At 70.7% G+C, this 19,154-nt stretch carries 15 protein-coding genes; 10 read left to right on the top strand and 5 right to left on the bottom strand.

Features of this window, described 5'->3' with window-relative positions; genetic code table 11:
• Nucleotides 1-55 precede the first annotated feature (55 nt).
• The 3 genes from AB5J56_RS05425 to AB5J56_RS05415 are packed head-to-tail and all read right to left on the bottom strand — an operon-like array spanning nt 56 to nt 3,456.
• Nucleotides 56-1,078 (bottom strand): TolB-like translocation protein, encoded by a 1,023-nt coding sequence (locus tag AB5J56_RS05425; RefSeq protein ID WP_369242361.1) that lies wholly within the window; start codon nt 1,076-1,078, stop codon nt 56-58.
• Nucleotides 1,079-1,101: 23 nt separating this feature from the next.
• Nucleotides 1,102-2,556, bottom strand: a complete 1,455-nt coding sequence (locus tag AB5J56_RS05420) for an MFS transporter (RefSeq protein WP_369230580.1) — start codon at nt 2,554-2,556, stop codon at nt 1,102-1,104.
• A gap of 51 nt (nt 2,557-2,607) precedes the next feature.
• On the bottom strand, nt 2,608-3,456 hold the full coding sequence (locus tag AB5J56_RS05415; RefSeq protein ID WP_369230578.1) for a glycosyltransferase family 2 protein: 849 nt from the start codon (nt 3,454-3,456) through the stop codon (nt 2,608-2,610).
• 478 nt (nt 3,457-3,934) lie between these two features.
• Between AB5J56_RS05415 and AB5J56_RS05410 the strand changes: the two genes are divergently transcribed.
• From AB5J56_RS05410 to AB5J56_RS05375, 8 genes are all read left to right on the top strand, one after another.
• On the top strand, nt 3,935-5,239 hold the full coding sequence (locus AB5J56_RS05410) for a sugar transferase (protein WP_369230576.1): 1,305 nt from the start codon (nt 3,935-3,937) through the stop codon (nt 5,237-5,239).
• A gap of 23 nt (nt 5,240-5,262) precedes the next feature.
• The gene (locus AB5J56_RS05405; RefSeq protein WP_369230574.1) at nt 5,263-6,318 is read left to right on the top strand and encodes a Gfo/Idh/MocA family protein; all 1,056 of its coding nucleotides are present in this window, start codon (nt 5,263-5,265) and stop codon (nt 6,316-6,318) included.
• A 30-nt stretch (nt 6,319-6,348) separates the two neighbouring features.
• Nucleotides 6,349-7,323 carry an NAD-dependent epimerase/dehydratase family protein gene (locus tag AB5J56_RS05400; protein ID WP_369230572.1) on the top strand — a complete coding sequence of 325 codons (975 nt, stop codon included), beginning with the start codon at nt 6,349-6,351 and terminating at the stop codon, nt 7,321-7,323.
• Nucleotides 7,320-8,459: a DegT/DnrJ/EryC1/StrS family aminotransferase gene (locus AB5J56_RS05395; protein ID WP_369230570.1), complete on the top strand. Its 1,140-nt coding sequence runs from the start codon at nt 7,320-7,322 to the stop codon at nt 8,457-8,459. The genes AB5J56_RS05400 and AB5J56_RS05395 overlap by 4 nt, the downstream gene beginning before the upstream one ends.
• Nucleotides 8,456-9,145 (top strand): acetyltransferase, encoded by a 690-nt coding sequence (locus tag AB5J56_RS05390; RefSeq protein ID WP_369230568.1) that lies wholly within the window; start codon nt 8,456-8,458, stop codon nt 9,143-9,145. Before AB5J56_RS05395 ends, AB5J56_RS05390 begins: the two co-directional genes overlap by 4 nt.
• Entirely contained in the window at nt 9,142-10,260 is a 1,119-nt protein-coding gene (locus tag AB5J56_RS05385; protein WP_369230566.1) for a DegT/DnrJ/EryC1/StrS family aminotransferase, read from the top strand. Before AB5J56_RS05390 ends, AB5J56_RS05385 begins: the two co-directional genes overlap by 4 nt.
• A gap of 68 nt (nt 10,261-10,328) precedes the next feature.
• Nucleotides 10,329-13,925, top strand: coding sequence for a DUF4082 domain-containing protein (locus AB5J56_RS05380; RefSeq protein WP_369230564.1), 3,597 nt, complete (start codon nt 10,329-10,331; stop codon nt 13,923-13,925).
• Between the two features lie 56 nt (nt 13,926-13,981).
• The gene (locus AB5J56_RS05375) at nt 13,982-15,028 is read left to right on the top strand and encodes a glycosyltransferase (protein ID WP_369230563.1); all 1,047 of its coding nucleotides are present in this window, start codon (nt 13,982-13,984) and stop codon (nt 15,026-15,028) included.
• Between the two features lie 17 nt (nt 15,029-15,045).
• Here AB5J56_RS05375 and AB5J56_RS05370 read toward each other — a convergent pair whose 3' ends face one another.
• Nucleotides 15,046-15,705, bottom strand: coding sequence for a hypothetical protein (locus AB5J56_RS05370; protein ID WP_369230561.1), 660 nt, complete (start codon nt 15,703-15,705; stop codon nt 15,046-15,048).
• Between the two features lie 125 nt (nt 15,706-15,830).
• Between AB5J56_RS05370 and AB5J56_RS05365 the strand changes: the two genes are divergently transcribed.
• Together AB5J56_RS05365 and AB5J56_RS05360 are read left to right on the top strand one after the other, a co-directional pair.
• Nucleotides 15,831-17,858 carry an O-antigen ligase family protein gene (locus tag AB5J56_RS05365; RefSeq protein ID WP_369230559.1) on the top strand — a complete coding sequence of 676 codons (2,028 nt, stop codon included), beginning with the start codon at nt 15,831-15,833 and terminating at the stop codon, nt 17,856-17,858.
• Nucleotides 17,855-18,754 carry a glycosyltransferase family 2 protein gene (locus AB5J56_RS05360; protein WP_369230557.1) on the top strand — a complete coding sequence of 300 codons (900 nt, stop codon included), beginning with the start codon at nt 17,855-17,857 and terminating at the stop codon, nt 18,752-18,754. The genes AB5J56_RS05365 and AB5J56_RS05360 overlap by 4 nt, the downstream gene beginning before the upstream one ends.
• A 2-nt stretch (nt 18,755-18,756) precedes the next feature.
• On the opposite strand, the gene AB5J56_RS05355 is transcribed toward AB5J56_RS05360, so the two are convergent.
• Nucleotides 18,757-19,110, bottom strand: coding sequence for a VOC family protein (locus AB5J56_RS05355; RefSeq protein WP_369230556.1), 354 nt, complete (start codon nt 19,108-19,110; stop codon nt 18,757-18,759).
• Nucleotides 19,111-19,154 lie beyond the last annotated feature (44 nt).

Here is a 19,154-nt window from a genome sequence, read left to right as displayed (position 1 = left end):
CGGTTGAGGTTTGGTTACTCCCTGAGCGTCGGCCGGTCGGGAGACCGCGCCGGGCCTACAAGGGCGCCGGGGAGGAAGCACCCGCGATCAGCGGACGGGGCGTGCCCGTGCCGTCCGCGGGCACGCTCCACAGGTCGCTGCTGCCGACCTTGCCGTCGGTGGGCAGGGCATACGCGACGGTGTGGTTGTCGAGCCAGGTGGCCTGGTCGTCGACGCTGTGGCGCTCGGCGAGCGCGGTCTCCTCGAGGGTGCGCAGATCGAGGACGTACTCGTGCCAGAGGTCGGTGCGTGACAGGACCCGCTTCTTGAAGGCGACGCGGGTTCCGTCCGGGGAGAGCGAGGGGCACTCCACGTTCTGGACCAGGGTGGTGACCGTACGCCGGGACAGTGAACCGCGCACCAGGTAGGTCTTGCTGGCGGTGTTGAGGGTGGCGTAGAAGGTGTCGTCGTCGGAGGCGAAGGTGACACCCCAGAAGTTGATGTCCGAAGCGTGGTAGGGCTTGCCGTCCTTGACGACGGAGAACGTCTCCAGGCTGGGCGTCAGCTTCATGGTGCGGGTGTCGAGGACCGAGGTCCGGGTGGAGAAGAAGGCGGACGAGTAGGACTCGCCGGAGACGAAGACGGTCCAGGCGACGAAGCGCCCGCTGGGCGAGACCCGGGCCCGGCTGGGGGTGCCCGCGAGCGGGAAGGTGCGCCGGGTGCGCAGGCCCGCGTCCAGCAGCAGGGCTCGGTTGCTCTGCTTGAGGACGCCGGGGTTGGACTGGAGGCAGACGCCCGTGCCGGCCGCCGCGTAGAAGCGTGCGCACTTCAGGTCCGAGGCGATCCGCCCACTCCTGGGATCGGTGGACGGGACAGAGGCGACCGCGGTGCGGTGCGGGCCGGCGGCCGCGTTGACGAAGGCCAGACGGCCCTTCTGGTCCAGCGTCAACTTGCCCGTGCTGACGGTGGGACCGCCGGGCTGCGGCTGGTTCGCCCGATCGGCGCGGGAGGCGGCGTGCAGGACCACGCCGGTGCCGACGCCCGCGAGGAGCAGTACCGCCAGGGCGAGGATGAGCAGGCGGCGGCGCAGCGGTGTCATGTGGATCCTTGTGGCTGTGGTGGTCATCGGGTGCCGCCGTCCGGCCGTAGCACCATGCCCGCGACGATCGCGCAGCACAGCAGGCCCACCGCGGAGCCGGCCAGCGCCGGGCCGTCTCCCCACACCGTCCAGGCGGCGCCGAAGGCCAGCGAGCAGCAGAAGCGGGCCAGCGCCTGGCTGGTGCCGACGATGGCGAGGCCGGTGGCGCGCAGATGTCGGGGCACGATGTCGGCCAGGGTGGCCGGGAGCACGCCGTCGGTGGCCGCGTAGAACGTGCCGTGCAGGGCGAGTACGAGGAAGGGCAGGGCCTCAGTGGCCGGGGCCCACAGCAGGAGCGCGTAGCCGGCGAGCAGGCCCGCGTGGCCGGTGAGGAACACGGTGCGCCGTCCGACCCGGTCGGCCAGTGCGCCGACGGGCACGGCCAGCACCAGGAACACCACGGCGGTGCCCAGCGGCAGCAGCGTGAACCACTGCTCGCCGATGCCCGCGCGCCGTTGCAGGAGCAGGTAGACGAACGCGTCGCTGACGGTGGTCAGGCCGAGCAGCGCGGCGCAGCAGGCGAGCGCCCGCAGCCGCGGCAGGCGCAGCAGTGCCAGCGCTTCGCGCACCCGTATGGGCCGCTTGCCGTCCGCCGCACCTGTTTCGTCCCGCTGCTCGTCGGCGTCCGCCGCACCTGCTTCGTCCCGCTGCGCGTCGGCGTCTGTCACACCTGCTTCGTCCGGCTGCGCGTCGGCGTCCGCCGCATCCGCTTCATCCGGCCGTACGCCTTGCCGTCCGCCAGGGACGGAAAGCGTCGGCGCGCCTTGCCGTCCGCCGGATATGGACAGCGTCTGCGTGCCGCCCTGGCGCCTGCCGGGTACGAACAGCACCAGTACGAGCACGCCGAGCGCGGCGACGCATGCGCTCACGCCGAACACGGCGTCGTAGCCGTCGGCCGCCGCGCGCAGGATGAAGAAGGCCGCCAGTGGGCCGAGCATCGCGCCGGTGGTGTCCATCGCCCGGTGTACGCCGAAGGCCCGGCCCTGGTTCTCGGGCGGCGTGGACAGGGAGATCATCGCGTCGCGCGGGGCGGTGCGCAGGCCCTTGCCGGTCCGTTCCAGGGCGAGGACCGAGCCGAGCGCGCCGAAGCTGCTCACGAGCAGGAGCAGCGGCTTGCACAGCGCGGACAGGCCGTAGCCGAGCCCGGCTATCAGCTTGTGGTTGCGCACCCGGTCGGCGAGGTGGCCGCCGGTGAGCTGGACCAGGGCGCTGACGCCGTTGTAGACGCCGTCGAGGGCGCCGAATCCCAGCGGGCTGAAGCCGAGCGTGGTGACGAGGTAGAGCGGCAGGACGGCGGTGACCATCTCCGAGGAGATGTCGGTGATCAGGCTGACCGCTCCCAGCACGAGCACGACCGGGGCGACCTTGGATCCCGGGCCGCGTCTTCGGCCGGGCTCGGTGTCCGCCCCCGCGGGTGTGGAGCGGTCGGTGAGATACATGATCAAGGACTCCAGGAGCGGTGCGAATCAGTACTGCCTGCTGCTCTCGTCTCAGTTCTGCCGACTGCTCTCGTCCCGGAGCCAGGTGCCGAAGTCCTGTGCCTGAATAGCCTTTTCGGCCTTCCGCCGGGCCACGACCGCCGCCATGACGAACACCGCGACACTCGGGAACAGCTTCGGCTCGCCGCGGAGCAGGGCGATGAGATCCGCCCTGCTCGTGCGCGCCGAGGCCTCTTCCGGTCGCTGATGCTGTTCGACCTGGGCCGTGGACACCGCCGCCCGGATCCGTCGTCTGATCAAATCCGGCCAGGTGCGCGGCGGTTGGACCACGACCCGGGCAGCGTCGACAACGAGCCGTTCTTCGGGGCCGAAGGCCAGGGACGCGGCCAGATCGTCCGCCATCAGCGGCGGCAGCGCGGCGATCCGGGCGTGCCCCGCCTTGGACACCGCGATGACGCCGCGTCCGAACAGCCCCTCCCGTACGGCGGGGAGGCGCTGCCAGACCTGGTAGTAGGCCCGCACCCGCCATGCGCAGGCGGCCAGCGGGATCTGCCGTTCGGGGGCGGTGGCGAGGATCCCTGAGGCCTCGTCGTCGAGGGGCTTGGTCAGTGCCGCCACGTCGGCGCCCGCGATCACGACGTCGGCGTCCACGTAGACGCGGGGGAAACCGCGCGCGTGATCGTCGCCCGCCCGCAGGGCAACGTGCTTGGAGGGAACGGGGATCTCGACCACGCGGACACGCGGGCCGCGCGCAGCCGCGACCTGCGCGGTGTCATCCGTGCAGCCGTTGCATACGACCACGATGTCGGTGTCGTCCTCGGGGGAGTCGGCCAGCAGCGCATCGAGGAGCCGGCCGATGACCTGCGCCTCGTTGTGAGCCGGGATCACGATGCTCGTCACCTGGGCAGTATGGCGTCGGCGTCACCCTTGCGAGGTGTGTTTCGTCCAAGTGTTCCCGTGACTGCGTTCAGTGGTCTAGATTGATGGCCGCCAGACCCGGTTTGGGTGGGGAAGATGTTTTTGATGCCACGTCAGATAACGGCGTGTGTACGCAGATACCGGAACAGGCAGTAGCCAACGTGCAGGGAGCATGCGGCGGTTGGGGAACCGCCGAAGCTCCGTTGATCTCAAGTGCCGCCGCGTGGAGGGCGCAACGGCGCTGGTTCAGCCCCGGGCCATGGACCTCAGGTCGTATGCCCGGTGTCGTTCGGTCAGGGGTAGCCGCGCATGTGGTGGGGGGCGCATGACCATTGAGGTCACGCATGAGCAACTGGCTGTGGATCACAGAAGTCCAGATGCTCGTCGAAGACGCTGGGAACAGAAGTATCGTTTAGTCCTGCTGGCCGCGGACGGCTTCGCCGCCACTGCTGCGGCCTTCGTGATCCACGCGGTGTACGGCCGCTGGGCGGTGGCCCTGGTGCTGCCCCCGATGTGGATCGTGGCCATGCTCGCCCATCGCTCCTACGACCGCAGCGCCCTGGGCCTGGGGACCGAGGAGTACCTGCGGGTGCTGCGTGGCGCCGTAGCGGTGCCTGCGCTGGCCGCGGGTGTGTACTGGTTGTTCGCGCACGACTCGGGCCTCCTGCATGACATGATCATGGCAGCAGCCCCGGCCGTCGCGATCGCCCTGCTGCTCCGCTACGCGCTCCGCCGCCGACTGCACAGACGCTGGGCACGGGGCCGGGACCGCAGCACGACCCTCCTGGTCGGGCCCGCGCGCGGCATCGTGGAGCTCGTCGCCGTCCTGCGACGCGGCGGCGTACACGAACTGCACGCTGCCGGAGTGTGCCTGAGCGATCCGCAGAACGCCGCGGCGATCCGCAAGCTGGGGCTCCCCGTCCTCGGCGGCGTCGACACCATGACCGACGTCATCCGGGCCCTGGGCATCACCACCGTGGTGGCACTGCCCGCGCCCGAGTTCGACGCCTCCGTCCTGCGCCGGATGTCCTGGACGGCGGCCGTGCAGGGCGTCGACTTCCTGCTGGCCCCCGTGCTCTCCGACGTGTCCGCCTCCCGGCTCGCGGTACGGCCCACCAACGGGGCCCCACTGCTGCGGATCCAGGCGCCGAACCTGTCCCGTATCTCCCGGCTGCCCAAGGAACTGCTCGACCGGGCACTCGCGGCGGTGCTCCTGACGGCCCTCGCCCTGCCCATGCTGCTGATCGCCCTGATCGTCCGGCTGGACAGCTCCGGCCCCGCCCTGTTCCGGCAGCAGCGGGTGGGCCGCTACGGCGACCACTTCACCATGCTGAAGTTCCGCACGATGCGGCGGGACTCGGAGGCCCTGCGGGCGGATCTGGCACACCTCAACCAGAACAGCGACGGGCTGCTGTTCAAGGTGAAGCAGGACCCACGGATCACCCGCGTCGGCTCACTGCTGCGCCGCACGTCCCTCGACGAACTGCCGCAGCTGATCAATGTGCTCGGCGGCCGCATGTCGCTCGTCGGGCCCCGCCCCTCGCTGCCCGAGGAGGTGGAGGAGTACACGCCGGAGGTCAAGCGCAGGTTGCTGGTCAAGCCGGGCCTGACCGGGTTGTGGCAGGTCAGCGGCCGTTCGGACCTGGCCTGGGACGAGGCGGTCCGGCTCGATCTCGCCTACGTGGACAACTGGTCGACGAGCGTCGACCTGGCGATCCTGCTGCGCACCGGGCAGGCAGTCGTGCGCGGAACGGGGGCCTACTGATGGACCAAGGGAAGAGGAACGCAGTGACGCAGACCAGGGAGCCGTTGGGGGTCGCCGTCGTGGGGGCCGGCTACTGGGGACCCAACCTCGTCCGCAACTTCCAGGCCAGCGAGCAGTTCCGGCTGCGCTGGCTGTGCGACCTCGACGTGGAGCGGGCCCAGCGGGTTCTCGGCGGCTACTCGACCGTCGAGGCCACCGCGGACTACGCGGCCGTCCTCGCCGATCCGACCGTCGCCGCCGTCGCCGTGGCCACGCCCGCCGGAACCCACCTCGACATCGCCCTGGCCGCACTGCGCGCGGGCAAGCACGTCCTCGTGGAGAAGCCCCTCGCGGCGACGTACGCCGACGGGATGCGCCTGGTGACCGAGGCCGAAGAGCGCGGGCTCACCCTGATGTGCGACCACACCTACTGCTACACGCCCGCCGTCGGCCGCATCCGCGAGCTGGTCCGCTCCGGCGAACTCGGCGAGATCCACTTCGTCGACTCGGTCCGCATCAACCTCGGGCTCGTCCAGAAGGACATCGACGTGCTGTGGGACCTGGCCCCGCACGATCTGTCGATCCTGGACTTCATCCTCCCCGAGAACGTCGAGCCGGTCGCCGTCGCCGCCCACGGAGCCGACCCGATCGGCGCCGGACAGGCCTGTGTCGCCTATCTGACGCTCCAGCTCAACACGGGCGCCATCGCCCACGTGCACGTCAACTGGCTGTCGCCGACCAAGGTGCGGACCACCATGGTGGGCGGTTCCAAGCGCACCCTGCTCTGGGACGACCTCAACCCCCTTCAGCGGGTGGCCGTCTACGACCGGGGCGTGGACATGGCCGCACCGCAGGAGATCGGCGCGGACGAGCGCCGGGACATGCTCATCTCGTACCGCTCCGGGGACATGGTCGCGCCCGCGATCGGCGAGAAGGAAGCGCTGCGCAGCATGGTCGACGAGTTCGCCGACGCGATCAGGGAACGCCGGGCGCCGCTGACCGACGGCCGGGCGGGCCTGAGAGTGCTGGACATTCTCGAGGCGGCCTCCCGGAGTCTCGAGTTCAAGGGCGCGGTCGTCGGCCTGCGTGCCGGGCACTGAGCGAATCAATTCACCGAGAGGGCACAGCAGTTGAACAGCGTACGAGGAAAGAAGATCCTGGTCACCGGGGGAGCGGGCACGATCGGCTCCAACCTGGTCGACCTGCTCGCCGAGGGCGGCGCCCGCGAGATCGTCGTACTCGACAACTTCGTGCGCGGTCGGCGGGCCAACCTCGCCAAGGCCCTGCCCAGCGGCGTCGTGGAGGTCGTCGAGGGCGACATCCGGGACACCGAGACCGTACGGAAGGTCACCGAGGGCGCCGACCTGGTGTTCCACCTCGCGGCGATCCGCATCACCCAGTGCGCGGAGGAGCCCCGGCTCGCCAACGAGGTTCTGGTCGACGGCACCTTCAACGTCCTGGAGGCGGCGGCCGCGGCCGGAGTCGGCAAGGTGATCGCCTCCTCCTCGGCGTCCGTCTACGGCATGGCCGAGGCCTTCCCCACGACCGAGCGCCACCACCCGTACAACAACGACACGTTCTACGGCGCGGCGAAGGCCTTCAACGAGGGCATGCTGCGCAGCTTCCACGCCATGTCCGGCCTGGACTACGTGGCGCTGCGCTACTTCAACGTCTACGGCCCCCGGATGGACATCCACGGCCTCTACACCGAGGTGCTCATCCGCTGGATGGAGCGCATCGAGGCGGGCGAGCCGCCGCTGATCCTCGGCGACGGCACGCAGACCATGGACTTCGTCGACGTCCGCGACATCGCGAGAGCCAATGTGCTGGCCGCCGAGTCGGACCTCACCGACGAGGTGTTCAACGTCGCCAGCGGTACGGAGACCTCGCTGCGCGAACTCGCCGACGGTCTGCTGGAGGCGATGGGCGCGTCGGGTCTGGAGCCGGTGCACGGGCCCGCCCGCGCGGTCAACGGCGTGAGCCGGCGGCTCGCGGAGACCCGACAGGCCGCCGAGCGGCTCGGGTTCACCGCGCAGATCGACCTGCGCACGGGGCTCAAGGACCTGGTGGAGTGGTGGCGCGCGGAGCGGGAGGCGGCCAAGTGAGCACCGACCGCATCCCCGTGATGATCCCCTGGCTCGGCGAGGAGGAGGCCAAGGCCGCCTCCGACGCGGTGCTGTCGGGGTGGGTCGCCCAGGGCCCCCGGGTCGCCGCCTTCGAGCGGGCCTTCGCCGAGCGGGTGGGCGCCGAGCACGGCATCGCGGTCAGCTCCTGCACCACCGCCCTGCACCTGGCACTGGTCGCGCTCGGCATCGGACCCGGCGACGAGGTCGTGGTGCCGTCGCTGTCGTTCATCGCCACCGCCAACGCCGTGCGCTACGTCGGGGCCGAGCCGGTGTTCGCCGACGTCGACGCCGCCACCGGCAACCTGACCACGGCCACCGTGAACGCGGTCCGCACGCCCCGTACGAAGGCCGTCCTCGCCGTGCACCAGGGCGGCGTACCGGCCGATGTGCACAGCCTGCGCGCCGCCTGCGCCGACTGGGATCTTCCGCTGGTCGAGGACGCGGCCTGCGCCATCGGCTCGACCGTCGGCGGCAAGCCGGTGGGACACGGCGCGCTGATCGCCGCGTGGTCCTTCCACCCGCGCAAGGTCGTCACCACGGGCGAGGGCGGCATGATCACCACCGACGACGCCGAGTGGGCGGCACGCCTGCGCCGACTGCGCGAGCACGGGATGAACGCCTCGGCGGCCCAGCGCCATGCGAGCAACAAGCCGGTCCTGGAAAGCTACTTGGAGGTCGGCTACAACTACCGGATGACGGACGTCCAGGCCGCGATCGGCCTGGTCCAGCTCCAGAAACTCGACGCGATGATCGCCCGCCGCCGCGAACTGGCGGCCCGCTACGACGCGTTGCTGCAGGGCGTCTGCGGCCTCACCCCCGTACGCGACCCCGCGCACGGCACCAGCAACTTCCAGTCGTACTGGGTGCAGTTGGACGAGGCCTTCCCCGTCGGCCGGGACGACCTGCTGGCCGCGCTCGCCGAGGCCGGCATCTCCGCCCGGCGCGGGATCATGGCCTCGCACCTCGAACCCGCCTACACCGGCCACCCCAGCGCGCCGCTGCCGGTCACCGAACGGATCAGCCGTGACTCGCTGATCCTGCCGCTGTTCCACACGATGACCGAGGCGCAGCAGGACCGCGTGGTGGCGGCACTGCGCGAACAGGCCCGCCAATGACCGCACTTGTGATCATCGGCGCGGGCGGCTTCGCCCGGGAGACCGCACAGGCCGTACGGGACGCGGGCGACCTCAAGCTGCTCGGACACCTCGACGACAACGCCGCCCTGCACGGCACCGAGGTGGACGGCGTGCCCGTCCTCGGCGGCTGCGACCTGGTCCATGACCTGCCCGACGCCCGGGTGGTGATCTGCGTGGGCAACCCCAGGGACTACGCGGCCCGCGCCCGGCTGGTCCGCAGGCTCGACCTGCCCACGGACCGCTACGCCAGCGTGATCCACCCGACGGCGGCGGTGTCGGCGACCTCCGAGGTCGGACCCGGCTCGGTCCTGCTCGCGCACTGCGTCCTGACCGCCGCCGTGCACGTGGGCGCGCATGTCGCGGTGATGCCGCAGGTCGTCCTCACCCACGACGACGTGGTCGAGGACTACGCCACGCTCGCGTCCGGCGTCCGCCTGGGCGGCGGCGTACGGCTGGAGCGGGGCGCCTATGCCGGTTCCGGGGCCCTGGTGAGGGAGAGCACGACGGTCGGCGCCTGGTCGCTGATCGGAATGGGGAGCGCCGTGCTCGGCGATGTGCCGCCGGGCGAGGTCTGGGTGGGGAGCCCGGCCCGGCGACTGCGCGCGGCGCCCGCGCCCGCGCTGGACGAACTTGTGACACGAACAGTGGGGGGACCGCTGACATGAACCAGATTCCGCTTGTGGACCTCAAGGCGGCCCACGAGGAAGTCGCCGACGAGGTACGGGCCGGATTCGACCGGGTCCTGGCCAACACCGCGTTCGTCGGCGGCGACGAGGTCCGCCAATTCGAGCGCGAGTATGCGCAGTTCGGTGGTGTCGCGCACTGCGTGGGCGTCGCCAACGGCACCGACGCCGTCGAACTCGCCCTGCGGGTGAGCGGAGCGGGGCCCGGCGACGAGGTCGTGATACCCGCCAACACCTTCATCGCCACCGCGGGCGCGGTGGCCAGGACCGGCGCACGACCGGTCCTGGCGGACTGCCTGCCCGACAGCCATCTGCTCGACCCCCAGGCCGCGCTGGACGCGGTCGGCCCGGACACCCGCGCGGTCGTACCGGTGCATCTGTACGGGCAGTTGGCCGAGGTCACCGGGCTGGCCGGTCAACTGCCCGACCGCGTACGGGTAGTCGAGGATGCCGCCCAGTGCCAGGGCGCGACCCACGACGGACGGTCCCCGGGCAGCGGAGGGATCGCGGCCACCAGCTTCTACCCGGGCAAGAACCTGGGCGCCTACGGCGACGCGGGCGCGGTGCTCACCGACGACGAGGAACTCGCGGGTCTGGTGCGCGCGATCGCGAACCACGGCGGCGTCGCCAAGTACCGCCACGACGTACCTGGGTTCAACAGCCGCCTGGACGGACTGCAGGCCGTCGTCCTGCGGGCGAAGCTGGCGAGGCTGGCCGACGGCAACGCGGCCCGTCGGGCGGCCGCGGCCCACTACGACACGCTGCTCGCCGACCTGGCGGCCGCCGGGCGGGTCGTCCTGCCGACGACGGCCGACGGCAACGTCCACGTCTGGCACCTGTACGTCGTGCAGGTCGCCGGCGCCGACCGTGACGACATCGTCGGCAAGCTCAACGCCGAGGGCATCGGCGCGGGCGTGCACTATCCCGCCCCGGTCCACCTCACACCGGCGTACCGCCATCTCGGCCACACCCGGGGCGACTTCCCGAACGCCGAGAGGGCGGCGGAGCGGATCCTCTCGCTCCCGCTCTTCCCGCAGATCACCCCCGACCAGCAGCAGCGGGTCGTCGACGTGTTCGCCGACGCGCTCCGCGGCTGACCGGTCCCCGCATCACGCACCCCCCGACTTCAGGTGTCGGTCCAGCACAGCACCGCTGAGAGGTACACATGAACAGATGGAGCAGACGGCTCCGGGGCGGCCGCCTCGCCGTCGCGGCAGCGTTGATTTGGGCGGTGCTCCCGGGGGCCGTGCCCGCCCAGGCGGCGGCCGATCCGTGCGGATCGGGCTCGAACGCCATCGTCTGTGAGAACTCCAAGGCGGGCAGCCCGATGTCCGACTGGTTCTCGCCCAACGCCTACGGTGACATCCAGGGGTTCTCCACCAAGGAGAGCCTTCAGGCCGGTGACACCGTCCAGTTCAAGGTCCAGTCGAAGGTCTCGTACCACATCGAGATCTACCGCCTGGGCTGGTACGGCGGCGACGGCGCCCGCGAGATGTCGACCGCGGCCCAGGCGGCGGTGACCTATCCCGCCAACTACGCCACCAAGCCTGCCAATTGCACCACCAAGGCGGGCACCGGCCTGGTCGACTGCGGCAACTGGCCCGTGACCGCGAGCTGGACTGTGCCCAGCGACGCCGTGTCCGGCCTGTACATCGCCAACCTGACCCAGACGGACGGCGACGGCCTGATGCCGTACCCCTTCGTCGTCCGCAAGGACTCCAGCACCTCCGACGTCGTCGTGCAGACCAGCGACCAGACCTGGCAGGCCTACAACGACTACGGCGGCCAGGATCTCTACGGCGGCGCGGGTCCCGCGCCGGACGGCCGGGCCTACGAGGTCAGCTACAACCGGCCGCTGGACATCGGCGGTGACAACGGCATCTACGGCTCCGAGTTCATGATGCTGTCCTGGCTGGAACGCAACGGCTACGACGTCAGCTATCTGTCCGGCGTGGACGTGTCGACCAATGGCGCCACCCTGCTGAAGAACCACAAGGTGTACATGTCCTCCGGCCACGACGAGTACTGGACGCAGAGCCAGTACTCCAATGTCCTGGCGGCCAGAAAGGCCGGCGTCAGGCAGGCCTTCTTCAGCGGCAACGAGGTCTTCTGGAAGACCCGGCTCGCGCCCAGCATCGACGGCACCAGTACGGCGAACCGGACCCTGGTCTGCTACAAGATGACCAAGATGGCGCAGAACAACGGCATCGCCGACCCCAGCGGCAGCTGGACCGGCACATGGATGGACCCGGCCAGCACCAACTACGGCCAGACCTACCAGCCGCCGAACATCCTCACCGGCTCCATGTTCCAGGTGAACGGTTCCCGCAGCGACGCGATCACCGTCCCCGGCTCCTACGGGAAGAACCGGCTGTGGCGGGGCACCTCGATCGCGAACCTGACGTCGAGCCAGACCGCCACCTTCCCGGCCGGCACCCTCGGTTACGAGTGGGACAGCGACCTGGAGAACGCCACCAGACCCGCCGGGCAGATCGACCTGTCGTCCACGACGGTGGACATCACCGACGGCAAGTACCGCCTCGACTGGGGCAACATGTACGGCAACGGCACCGCGACGCACAATCTCGTCGAGTTCCGCGACCAGACCTCCGGGGCCCTGGTGTTCGGGTCGGGGACCGTGCAGTGGTCGTGGGGCCTGACCAACATCCCCACGTACAACCCCGATGACACGGTGGTCACCGAGGACGTCCGCATGCAGCAGGCGACGCTGAACATCCTCGCCGACATGGGTGTCCAGCCGCTGTCCCGGCAGAGCAACCTCACCGCCGCCACGGCCTCCACCGACACCACCGGCCCGTCCGTCACCGTGACGATCCCGGCCTCCGGAGTCACTGTCCCGGCCCTCAAGCCGGTCACCATCAAGGGCACCGCCACCGACTCCGGCGGTGTGGTGGCCCGTGTGGAGGTGTCCACGGACGGCGGTACCACCTGGAACGCGGCGACCGGCCTGGGGTCCTGGACCTACAGCTGGACCCCGACGGCCCCGGGCTCGGCGTCCATCAAGGTCCGCGCGGTCGACGACAGCGTCAACATGGGCGCCGTCACCACCGTCCCGGTGACCGTCGGCCCGCAGGCCTGCCCGTGCACGATCTGGCCCGCCACCGCCGTGCCCGGCACGGTCAACGGCGGCGACGGCGGCTCGCTGGAGCTCGGCGTCAAGATCCGCACCACGGTGGCCGGATCGATCACCGGCGTCCGCTTCTACAAGTCGCCCTACAACACGGGCACCCACACCGGCAGCCTGTGGAGCGCCTCCGGCACCCGCCTTGCCACCGGCACCTTCACAGGCGAGACGGCGTCCGGCTGGCAGCAGCTGAACTTCGCCACCCCGGTGACGGTCAAGGCCAACACCACCTACGTCGCCTCGTACTTCGCGCCCAACGGCGGATACTCCTACGACGGCGGATACTTCTCCGACAGCGACGCCGGCCTGGCCCCGCTCACGGCGCTCAAGTCCGGCACCGACGGCGGCAACGGCCTCTACCACTACGGCTCGACCAGCGCCTTCCCGTCCTCCGCCTCCTCGGGCAGCAACTACTGGGTCGACGTGGTGCTGGACACCTCGACGGCCAGCACGACGCCGCCCACCGTCACCTCGACCTCGCCGACCTCGGGGGCGACCGGCGCGTCGATCACGGCACCGATGTCCGCCGTGTTCGACCACGCCATCGACGCCGACAACCTGACGTTCACCGTGAAGGACCCGAGCGGCAACACCGTGCCGGGCACCAAGACGCTCCCCGCGGCGAACAAGGCGACCTTCACACCGTCGACGGAGCTGGAGCTGCACACCACGTACACCGCCTCCGTCCAGGCCGCCGACCTGTGGGGCAACGAGATGGGCGCCCCGGTCACCTGGAGCTTCACCACCAGCTCGACCCCGCCCGCGGTCACCTGTCCCTGCACGCTGTGGAACACCTCCGCCGTGCCGGCCACGCCCGACGTCACCAACGACCCCAACTCCCTTGAGCTGGGCACCCGGTTCCAGTCCTCGGCGAGCGGCTGGGTCACCGGCGTCACCTTCTACAAGGGCACCGGCAACACCGGAACCCACACTGGCAGCCTCTGGTCCGCCTCCGGCACGCTCCTCGCCTCCGGCACCTTCACCAGCGAGTCGGCCTCCGGCTGGCAGACGATGACCTTCGCGACCCCGGTGGCGATCACCGCCGACACCGCGTACGTCGTCTCCTACCACGCGCCGAACGGCAACTACGCGGTGGACGGCGGCTACTTCGCGGCAGCCCACAAGTCCTACCCGCTGACCGCCACCGCCGACATCGACTCGGCCCACAACGGGCTGTACCGGTACGGCAGCGACGTGGCCTTCCCCAGCGGCTCCTACGGATCCGCGAACTACTGGGTCGGCCCCGTCTTCACCGCCGACAACCCGTCCGCGTCGCTGACGTCGGGCACCTCGGAGGTGACCGGATCCTCGCTGTCGCACACCGCCGACGCCGACGCCCCCCTCGTCACGACCCTGCCCGCCAAGGTGAAGCTGTCGTCCCTCAAGGCGACCGTGACCATCCTGCCGGGCGCCAAGGCGGCCGACGCCAAGAAGCTCCACGTCACCGCCGTCACCTCCTACGACCGGGCCACGCACAAGATGTCCGTCCACCTCTCCGCCCCACTGCCGGACGGCACACGGTTCAAGGTCACGATCACGGCCAGGGACAAGGACCACCACACGGTGAAGTCCCAGAGCTGGACCCTGACCAGCAAGACCGTCCGCAAGAAGCACTAGTGCCCACCGGTGCCGGCCTCCCGCGGGGCCGGCACCGGGGATTGGCTTTCTCACCGATGACCACCGTCAGTGTTGTGATCCCCTGCTACAAGTACGGCCATTTCCTCGCCGACTGCGTGAGCAGCGTCCTGGACGAGCAGGACGGCGTTGACGTCCGGGTCCTCATCATCGACGACGCCTCGCCCGACGACTCGGCGGAGACCGCGACCAAACTGGCCGCCTCCGACCCGCGCATCGAAGTCCGCGTCCACGCAACCAACAAGGGCCATATCGCCACCTACAACGAGGGCCTGCTGGAGTGGGCCGACGGCGACTACGTGGCCCTCCTGTCCGCCGACGACCGGCTCGTCCCGGGCGCACTGGTCCGGGCCGCCGCGCTCCTGGACGCCCACCCCGAGGCGGGTTTCGCCTACGGGCGCCCCCTGCACTTCCAGCACGGCGGCCCGCTGCCACCGGCCCGTACCCGCAGCACAGGCTCGGTCGTCTATCCCGGGCAGGAGTGGCTGGAGCGGCGCTTCCGCGAAGGCACCGGCTGCATCACCTCGCCGGAGGTCGTCGTCCGCACCAGCCTCCAGCGCACGGTCGGCGGCTACGATCCGGCGTTGCCGCACGCGGGCGACATCGAGATGTGGATGCGGCTCGCCGCACACGCCGACGTCGGTTACGTACGCGGCGCGGATCAGGCCTTCTACCGCGTGCACGGCAAGAACATGTCCACCACCGACTTCGGCGGTCAACTCGACGACCTGCGCCAACGCCTCGTGGCCTTCGACTCGGTGCTCGAAAAATGCGCCGACCGGCTGCCCCAGGCCGACCGCCTGGCCGACGAGGTCCACACCCGGCTCGCCCGCTTCGCGCTGCGCCGGGCCTACCGGGCCTACGACCGGGGGCGCACCGGGATCGTTCCGGTCGACGAGTGCGTGGCGTTCGCCGAACAGTGCCTGCCGGGGTACGCGGCGCTGCCCGAGTACCGCGCGCTGCGCCTACGACGGCGGATCGGCCCGAAGACGATGCCCTATCTTCAGCCGCTGGTGTGGTCGGCCGTGGCCGAACGCGGCCGGGAGTGGCTGTGGTGGGAGTCCTGGAAGCGCCGCGGCATCTGATGACTCACCCGTCCAACTCAGCCGGCCACCGGAACCGGATCGGCCTCTCGACGACCCGCGGGAACCTTCCTGCGGCGCAGCGCGTACTGGTCGAACCACAACGCGCCCAGGAGCGCGCCACCCGTGCCCAGCAGCGCCGTACCGGCCAGCGCTCGGCTCCGGGTGCCCTGGACCTGGGCCGCGCTCGGCGCGACCAGAACGGCAGCGCTGATCCGCGCCCCGGCCGCGACCCCCTGCGCATCCTGCAGGTCCGCGACATGCCTGGTGTAGACGTCGATGATCCGCTGGACCGCCGTGTCGGCCTCGACGGGGCCGGCCCTCCGCGCCTGCACCTGCACCGAGGGGATCAGATAGCGGGGCGTCGCACTGGTGCCGCTGTTGCGCGGGATCAGCTGGTACGTCCCGTGGACGCCGGCGGAGTCCAACTCCTTTCGCCCGGCGGGCGATTCGAGCTGCTGGATGACCCCGTACGACAGTGCGGCCAGCGGCGGTTGGAGGTTCGTGAGCTGGTTCGGCTGGTTCCCCGTCACCGGCGGCTTGAGGACGACCACCGCCGAACTCAGGTACTCCGGGGCGGGACGCAGCACCGGGTAGGCCCCGACGGCGGTCAGCAGGAGCGCGAGCAGCAACACGTACCAGCGGCGGAGAAGCGCTTCGGCGACGTCACGAGGCGACACAGGGATTCCTTCCGTCGTCACCGATCCTCGCAGGCGCCGGGGCGAGCCGCCACCAAAACGCGCGGCCTAAGCTGTGCCCGAGCCCGGACGTCCCGTCCCGCGGCACCGGGCCGGGGGGAGGGTTCATGAGCCTGGGCGACCTCTGGGCGATCATGTGCAGGCGCTGGTACTTCATGGTGCCGCTCACCCTGCTCAGCGTCCTCGCGGGCGGATATCTGAACCGGACCATCCCGGTGTCCTACCAGTCGCAGAGCTCCGTCACACTGCTCGACTCCTCGGCGGTCGCCAGGCTGGCGCCGACCTTCGGCAACCCCATATCGAACGCGGGGGGTTCGCTGGTCGTCACGGCCGACGTGCTGATCAGGACCCTCCAGTCGAGCGACTCGGCCAAGGAACTGCACGACCGCGGCCTCACGGACCGCTACACGGTCGGGTTCGCGCCGGAGGCCGACAGCCCGCTGCTCACCCTGAGCGTCACCGGCACCGACCGGGCGAAGGTGCTCCGGGAGACCACCACCCTCACCAAGTTCGCCGGGGAGCAGCTCAAGGCCCTGCAGGCGGCCTCCAAGGTGCCGACGGTGTACGCCGTGCAGACCGCCCCGGTCGTCCTGCCGCAGACACCGGTCGCGCAGTCGAAGACCCGGTACCAGGACATCGCGGCGGTCGTCATCGTCGGGGTGGTCAGCGCGTTCCTGCTGTCCATCCTGGCCGAGGGCGTCGCGGTGGTACGCCGACGGGGACGCGCCCAGGCCGGATACGTTCCCCGGCGCCATCGCGCCCGGTCCACCGAACGGGCGCCCAGGGGCCTGCTGGTGCGCAGGCTGGACGCCACGACGATCCTCACCGGCTATCTGGTGCTGGCGTTCTTCGTCCCGTCCAACCTCACCCTGCCCGCGCTGGGCGGCGTCGGCACCCCGGCCAACGTCTTCGCCCTGCTGGGACTTCTCTGGTACCTGGCGACCTGGCTGGGCGGCCGCATCCGTCCCGCCGAGGGCACCAGACTGCCACGCGTGACGATGTGCCTGCTCGCCGCGGCGGTGCTGCTCTCGTACCTCGCGGACGCCACCCGCGACAGCTCCCACCAGGAGGTCCTCGGGGCCGACCGGGGGCTCATCGGGCTCGCGGTGTGGGGGGCGCTCGTGGTGCTGGCCTCCGCCGGAATCCAGGAGCGCAGCCGCCTCGAGGTCCTGATGCGCCGGCTCGTCGTCATGGGCACGGTGGTCGCCCTGATCGGCTACTACGACTTCTTCGCCGCGACCAACATCGCCGACTCCATCCACATCCCCGGCCTGCAGTCGAGCACCGCCGGGATCAGCGCCATGGACCGCGGCTCGTTCACCCGGCCCCGCTCCACGACGGCCCACCCGCTGGAGTTCGGGGGGATGCTGGCCATCCTGGTGCCCTTCGCCGTCCACCAGGCGTTCGATCCGGTGCGCCGGCACGCCGGCGCACTGCGCCGCTGGGCACCGGTGGCGATCATGGCGGGGGCTCTTCCGCTGACCGTGTCGAGGACATCCATCATCGGTGCCTTTGTGGCGATCCTGGTGATGGTGCCCCGATGGAAGCCGCAGCGGCGCTGGGCCGCCATCGGCATCATCCTGGGGTCGGTGGCCGGCTTCAAGGTGATCATTCCCGGGCTGATCGGAACCATCACCAACCTGTTCGCCAGCTTCCTGTCCAACTCCGACAGCAGCACCCAGGCGCGCACCGTGAAGTACAGCGCGATCGTCCCCTATCTCCATGAACACCCCTGGTTCGGACGCGGATTCGGCACCTTCACGCCCGACCTGTACTTCTTCACGGACAACCAGTACATGCTGACCCTGGCCGAGATGGGGTTCCTGGGGCTGATCGCGCTGCTCGCCCTGTTCGTCACCGGGATCCACACCGGCGGCGCCATCCGCCGGCTCGCCCGCACCGAATCGGACCGGGAACTCGGGCAGGCGTTCCTCGCCTCGGCCCTGGTCGCCCTGGTCATCAGCGCCACCTTCGACGCGCTCAGCTTCTCCATGTACGCCGGGATGTTCTTCCTGATCCTGGGCGCCGGCGGCAGCTACCTCGGCTTCGTCCGCCGTGAGGCGGCCGCGGCCACCGTCTCCGCTCCCCGCAAGCCGTCCGAAGTCCAGCTCCCTGAACTCGTGGAGTCCCGATGAGCCCCGTCGCCGTCATCGTCGTCACCTGGAACAGCGCCGCGGTGCTCCCTGGGTTCCTCGCCGCTCTTCCCGACGGCATGGCAGGCCTCGACTGGCGGCTCGTCGTCGCCGACAACGACTCCTCCGACGACACCGTGGACGTGCTGCGGACGCTGGCCCCCGACGCCACGATCGTCCAGACCGGCCGCAACGCCGGATACGCGGCCGGCATCAACGCGGCGCTGACCGCCGCCGAGGGAAGCGAAGGCGTGCTGATCTGCAACCCCGACATCCGGATGCGGCAGGGTTGCGCCAAACGTCTCGTCGACAGCCTCGGGGACGGGGTGGGGATCGCCGTACCCCTTCTCTACGAAGAAGGCCGGGACACGCCCCACCATTCGCTGCGCCGAGAGTCGAGCGTCCTGCGGGCCCTCGGAGAGGCCGTCATCGGCAACACCCGGGCCGGGCGCTTCCCGGCCCTGAGCGAGCTCGTCACCGACCCCGCCGTGTATCAGCGGCCCACGCGCGCGGACTGGGCGACCGGTGCGCTCATGGCCATATCGGGGGAGTGCCTGGCCGCTTGCGGGCGGTGGGACGAGTCGTTCTTTCTCTACTCGGAGGAGACCGAGTACTGCCTGCGTGCGCGGGATCGGGGCTACGCCACACAGCTGGAGCCGTCGGCCGAGGCCGTGCACCTGGGGGGCGACTCCCAGGTGTCGCCCCGGCTCTGGACCCTGCTCACCCTCAACCGCGTCCGGCTGTACCGGCGTCGGCACGGCGCCCTCGCCACGGCGGCCTTCCGCGCCGCCGTCCTGCTCAGGGAGACCTCACGCGCCGTGCTGGGGCGCCCGGCGAGCCGCGCGGCCGCAGCCGCGCTGACCCGACCGGGCGCCCTGCGCGCAACGCCGGGGCCGTGAGGTCAGGCGGGCTGCCACAGCTCGATCCGGTTGCCCTCGGGGTCGGTGACCCAGCCGAACCGGCCGACCCCCTCCATGTCCTGCGTCTGCTCGGCCACGTCCGCTCCCTTGGCACGCAGCTGCGCGAGCATCGCATCCAGGTCGCTGACCCGGAAGTTGAGCATGGTCTGCTGGGTGCGGGACCCGAAGTAGTCGGTCCCGGACTCGAACGTCGCGAACACCGTCGGTCCCGCTGCCTGGCGCCACAGGCCGTTCTCGTCGGCGTCCAGGCCCAGACAGTCGCGATACCAGGCGTTCAGGACCGCCGGGTCGGTGGCCCGCACGAAATACCCGCCGATTCCAAGCACACGTTCCATGCCGGCCATCCTGCCAGGACGGCGGTCGGCCGGGTCGGCACCAC

The organism is Streptomyces sp. R21, from assembly GCF_041051975.1.
Lineage (GTDB): Bacteria > Actinomycetota > Actinomycetes > Streptomycetales > Streptomycetaceae > Streptomyces.
The sequence above is the reverse complement of the archived record's forward strand: the minus strand, read 5'-3'. Positions and strand labels throughout refer to the sequence as shown.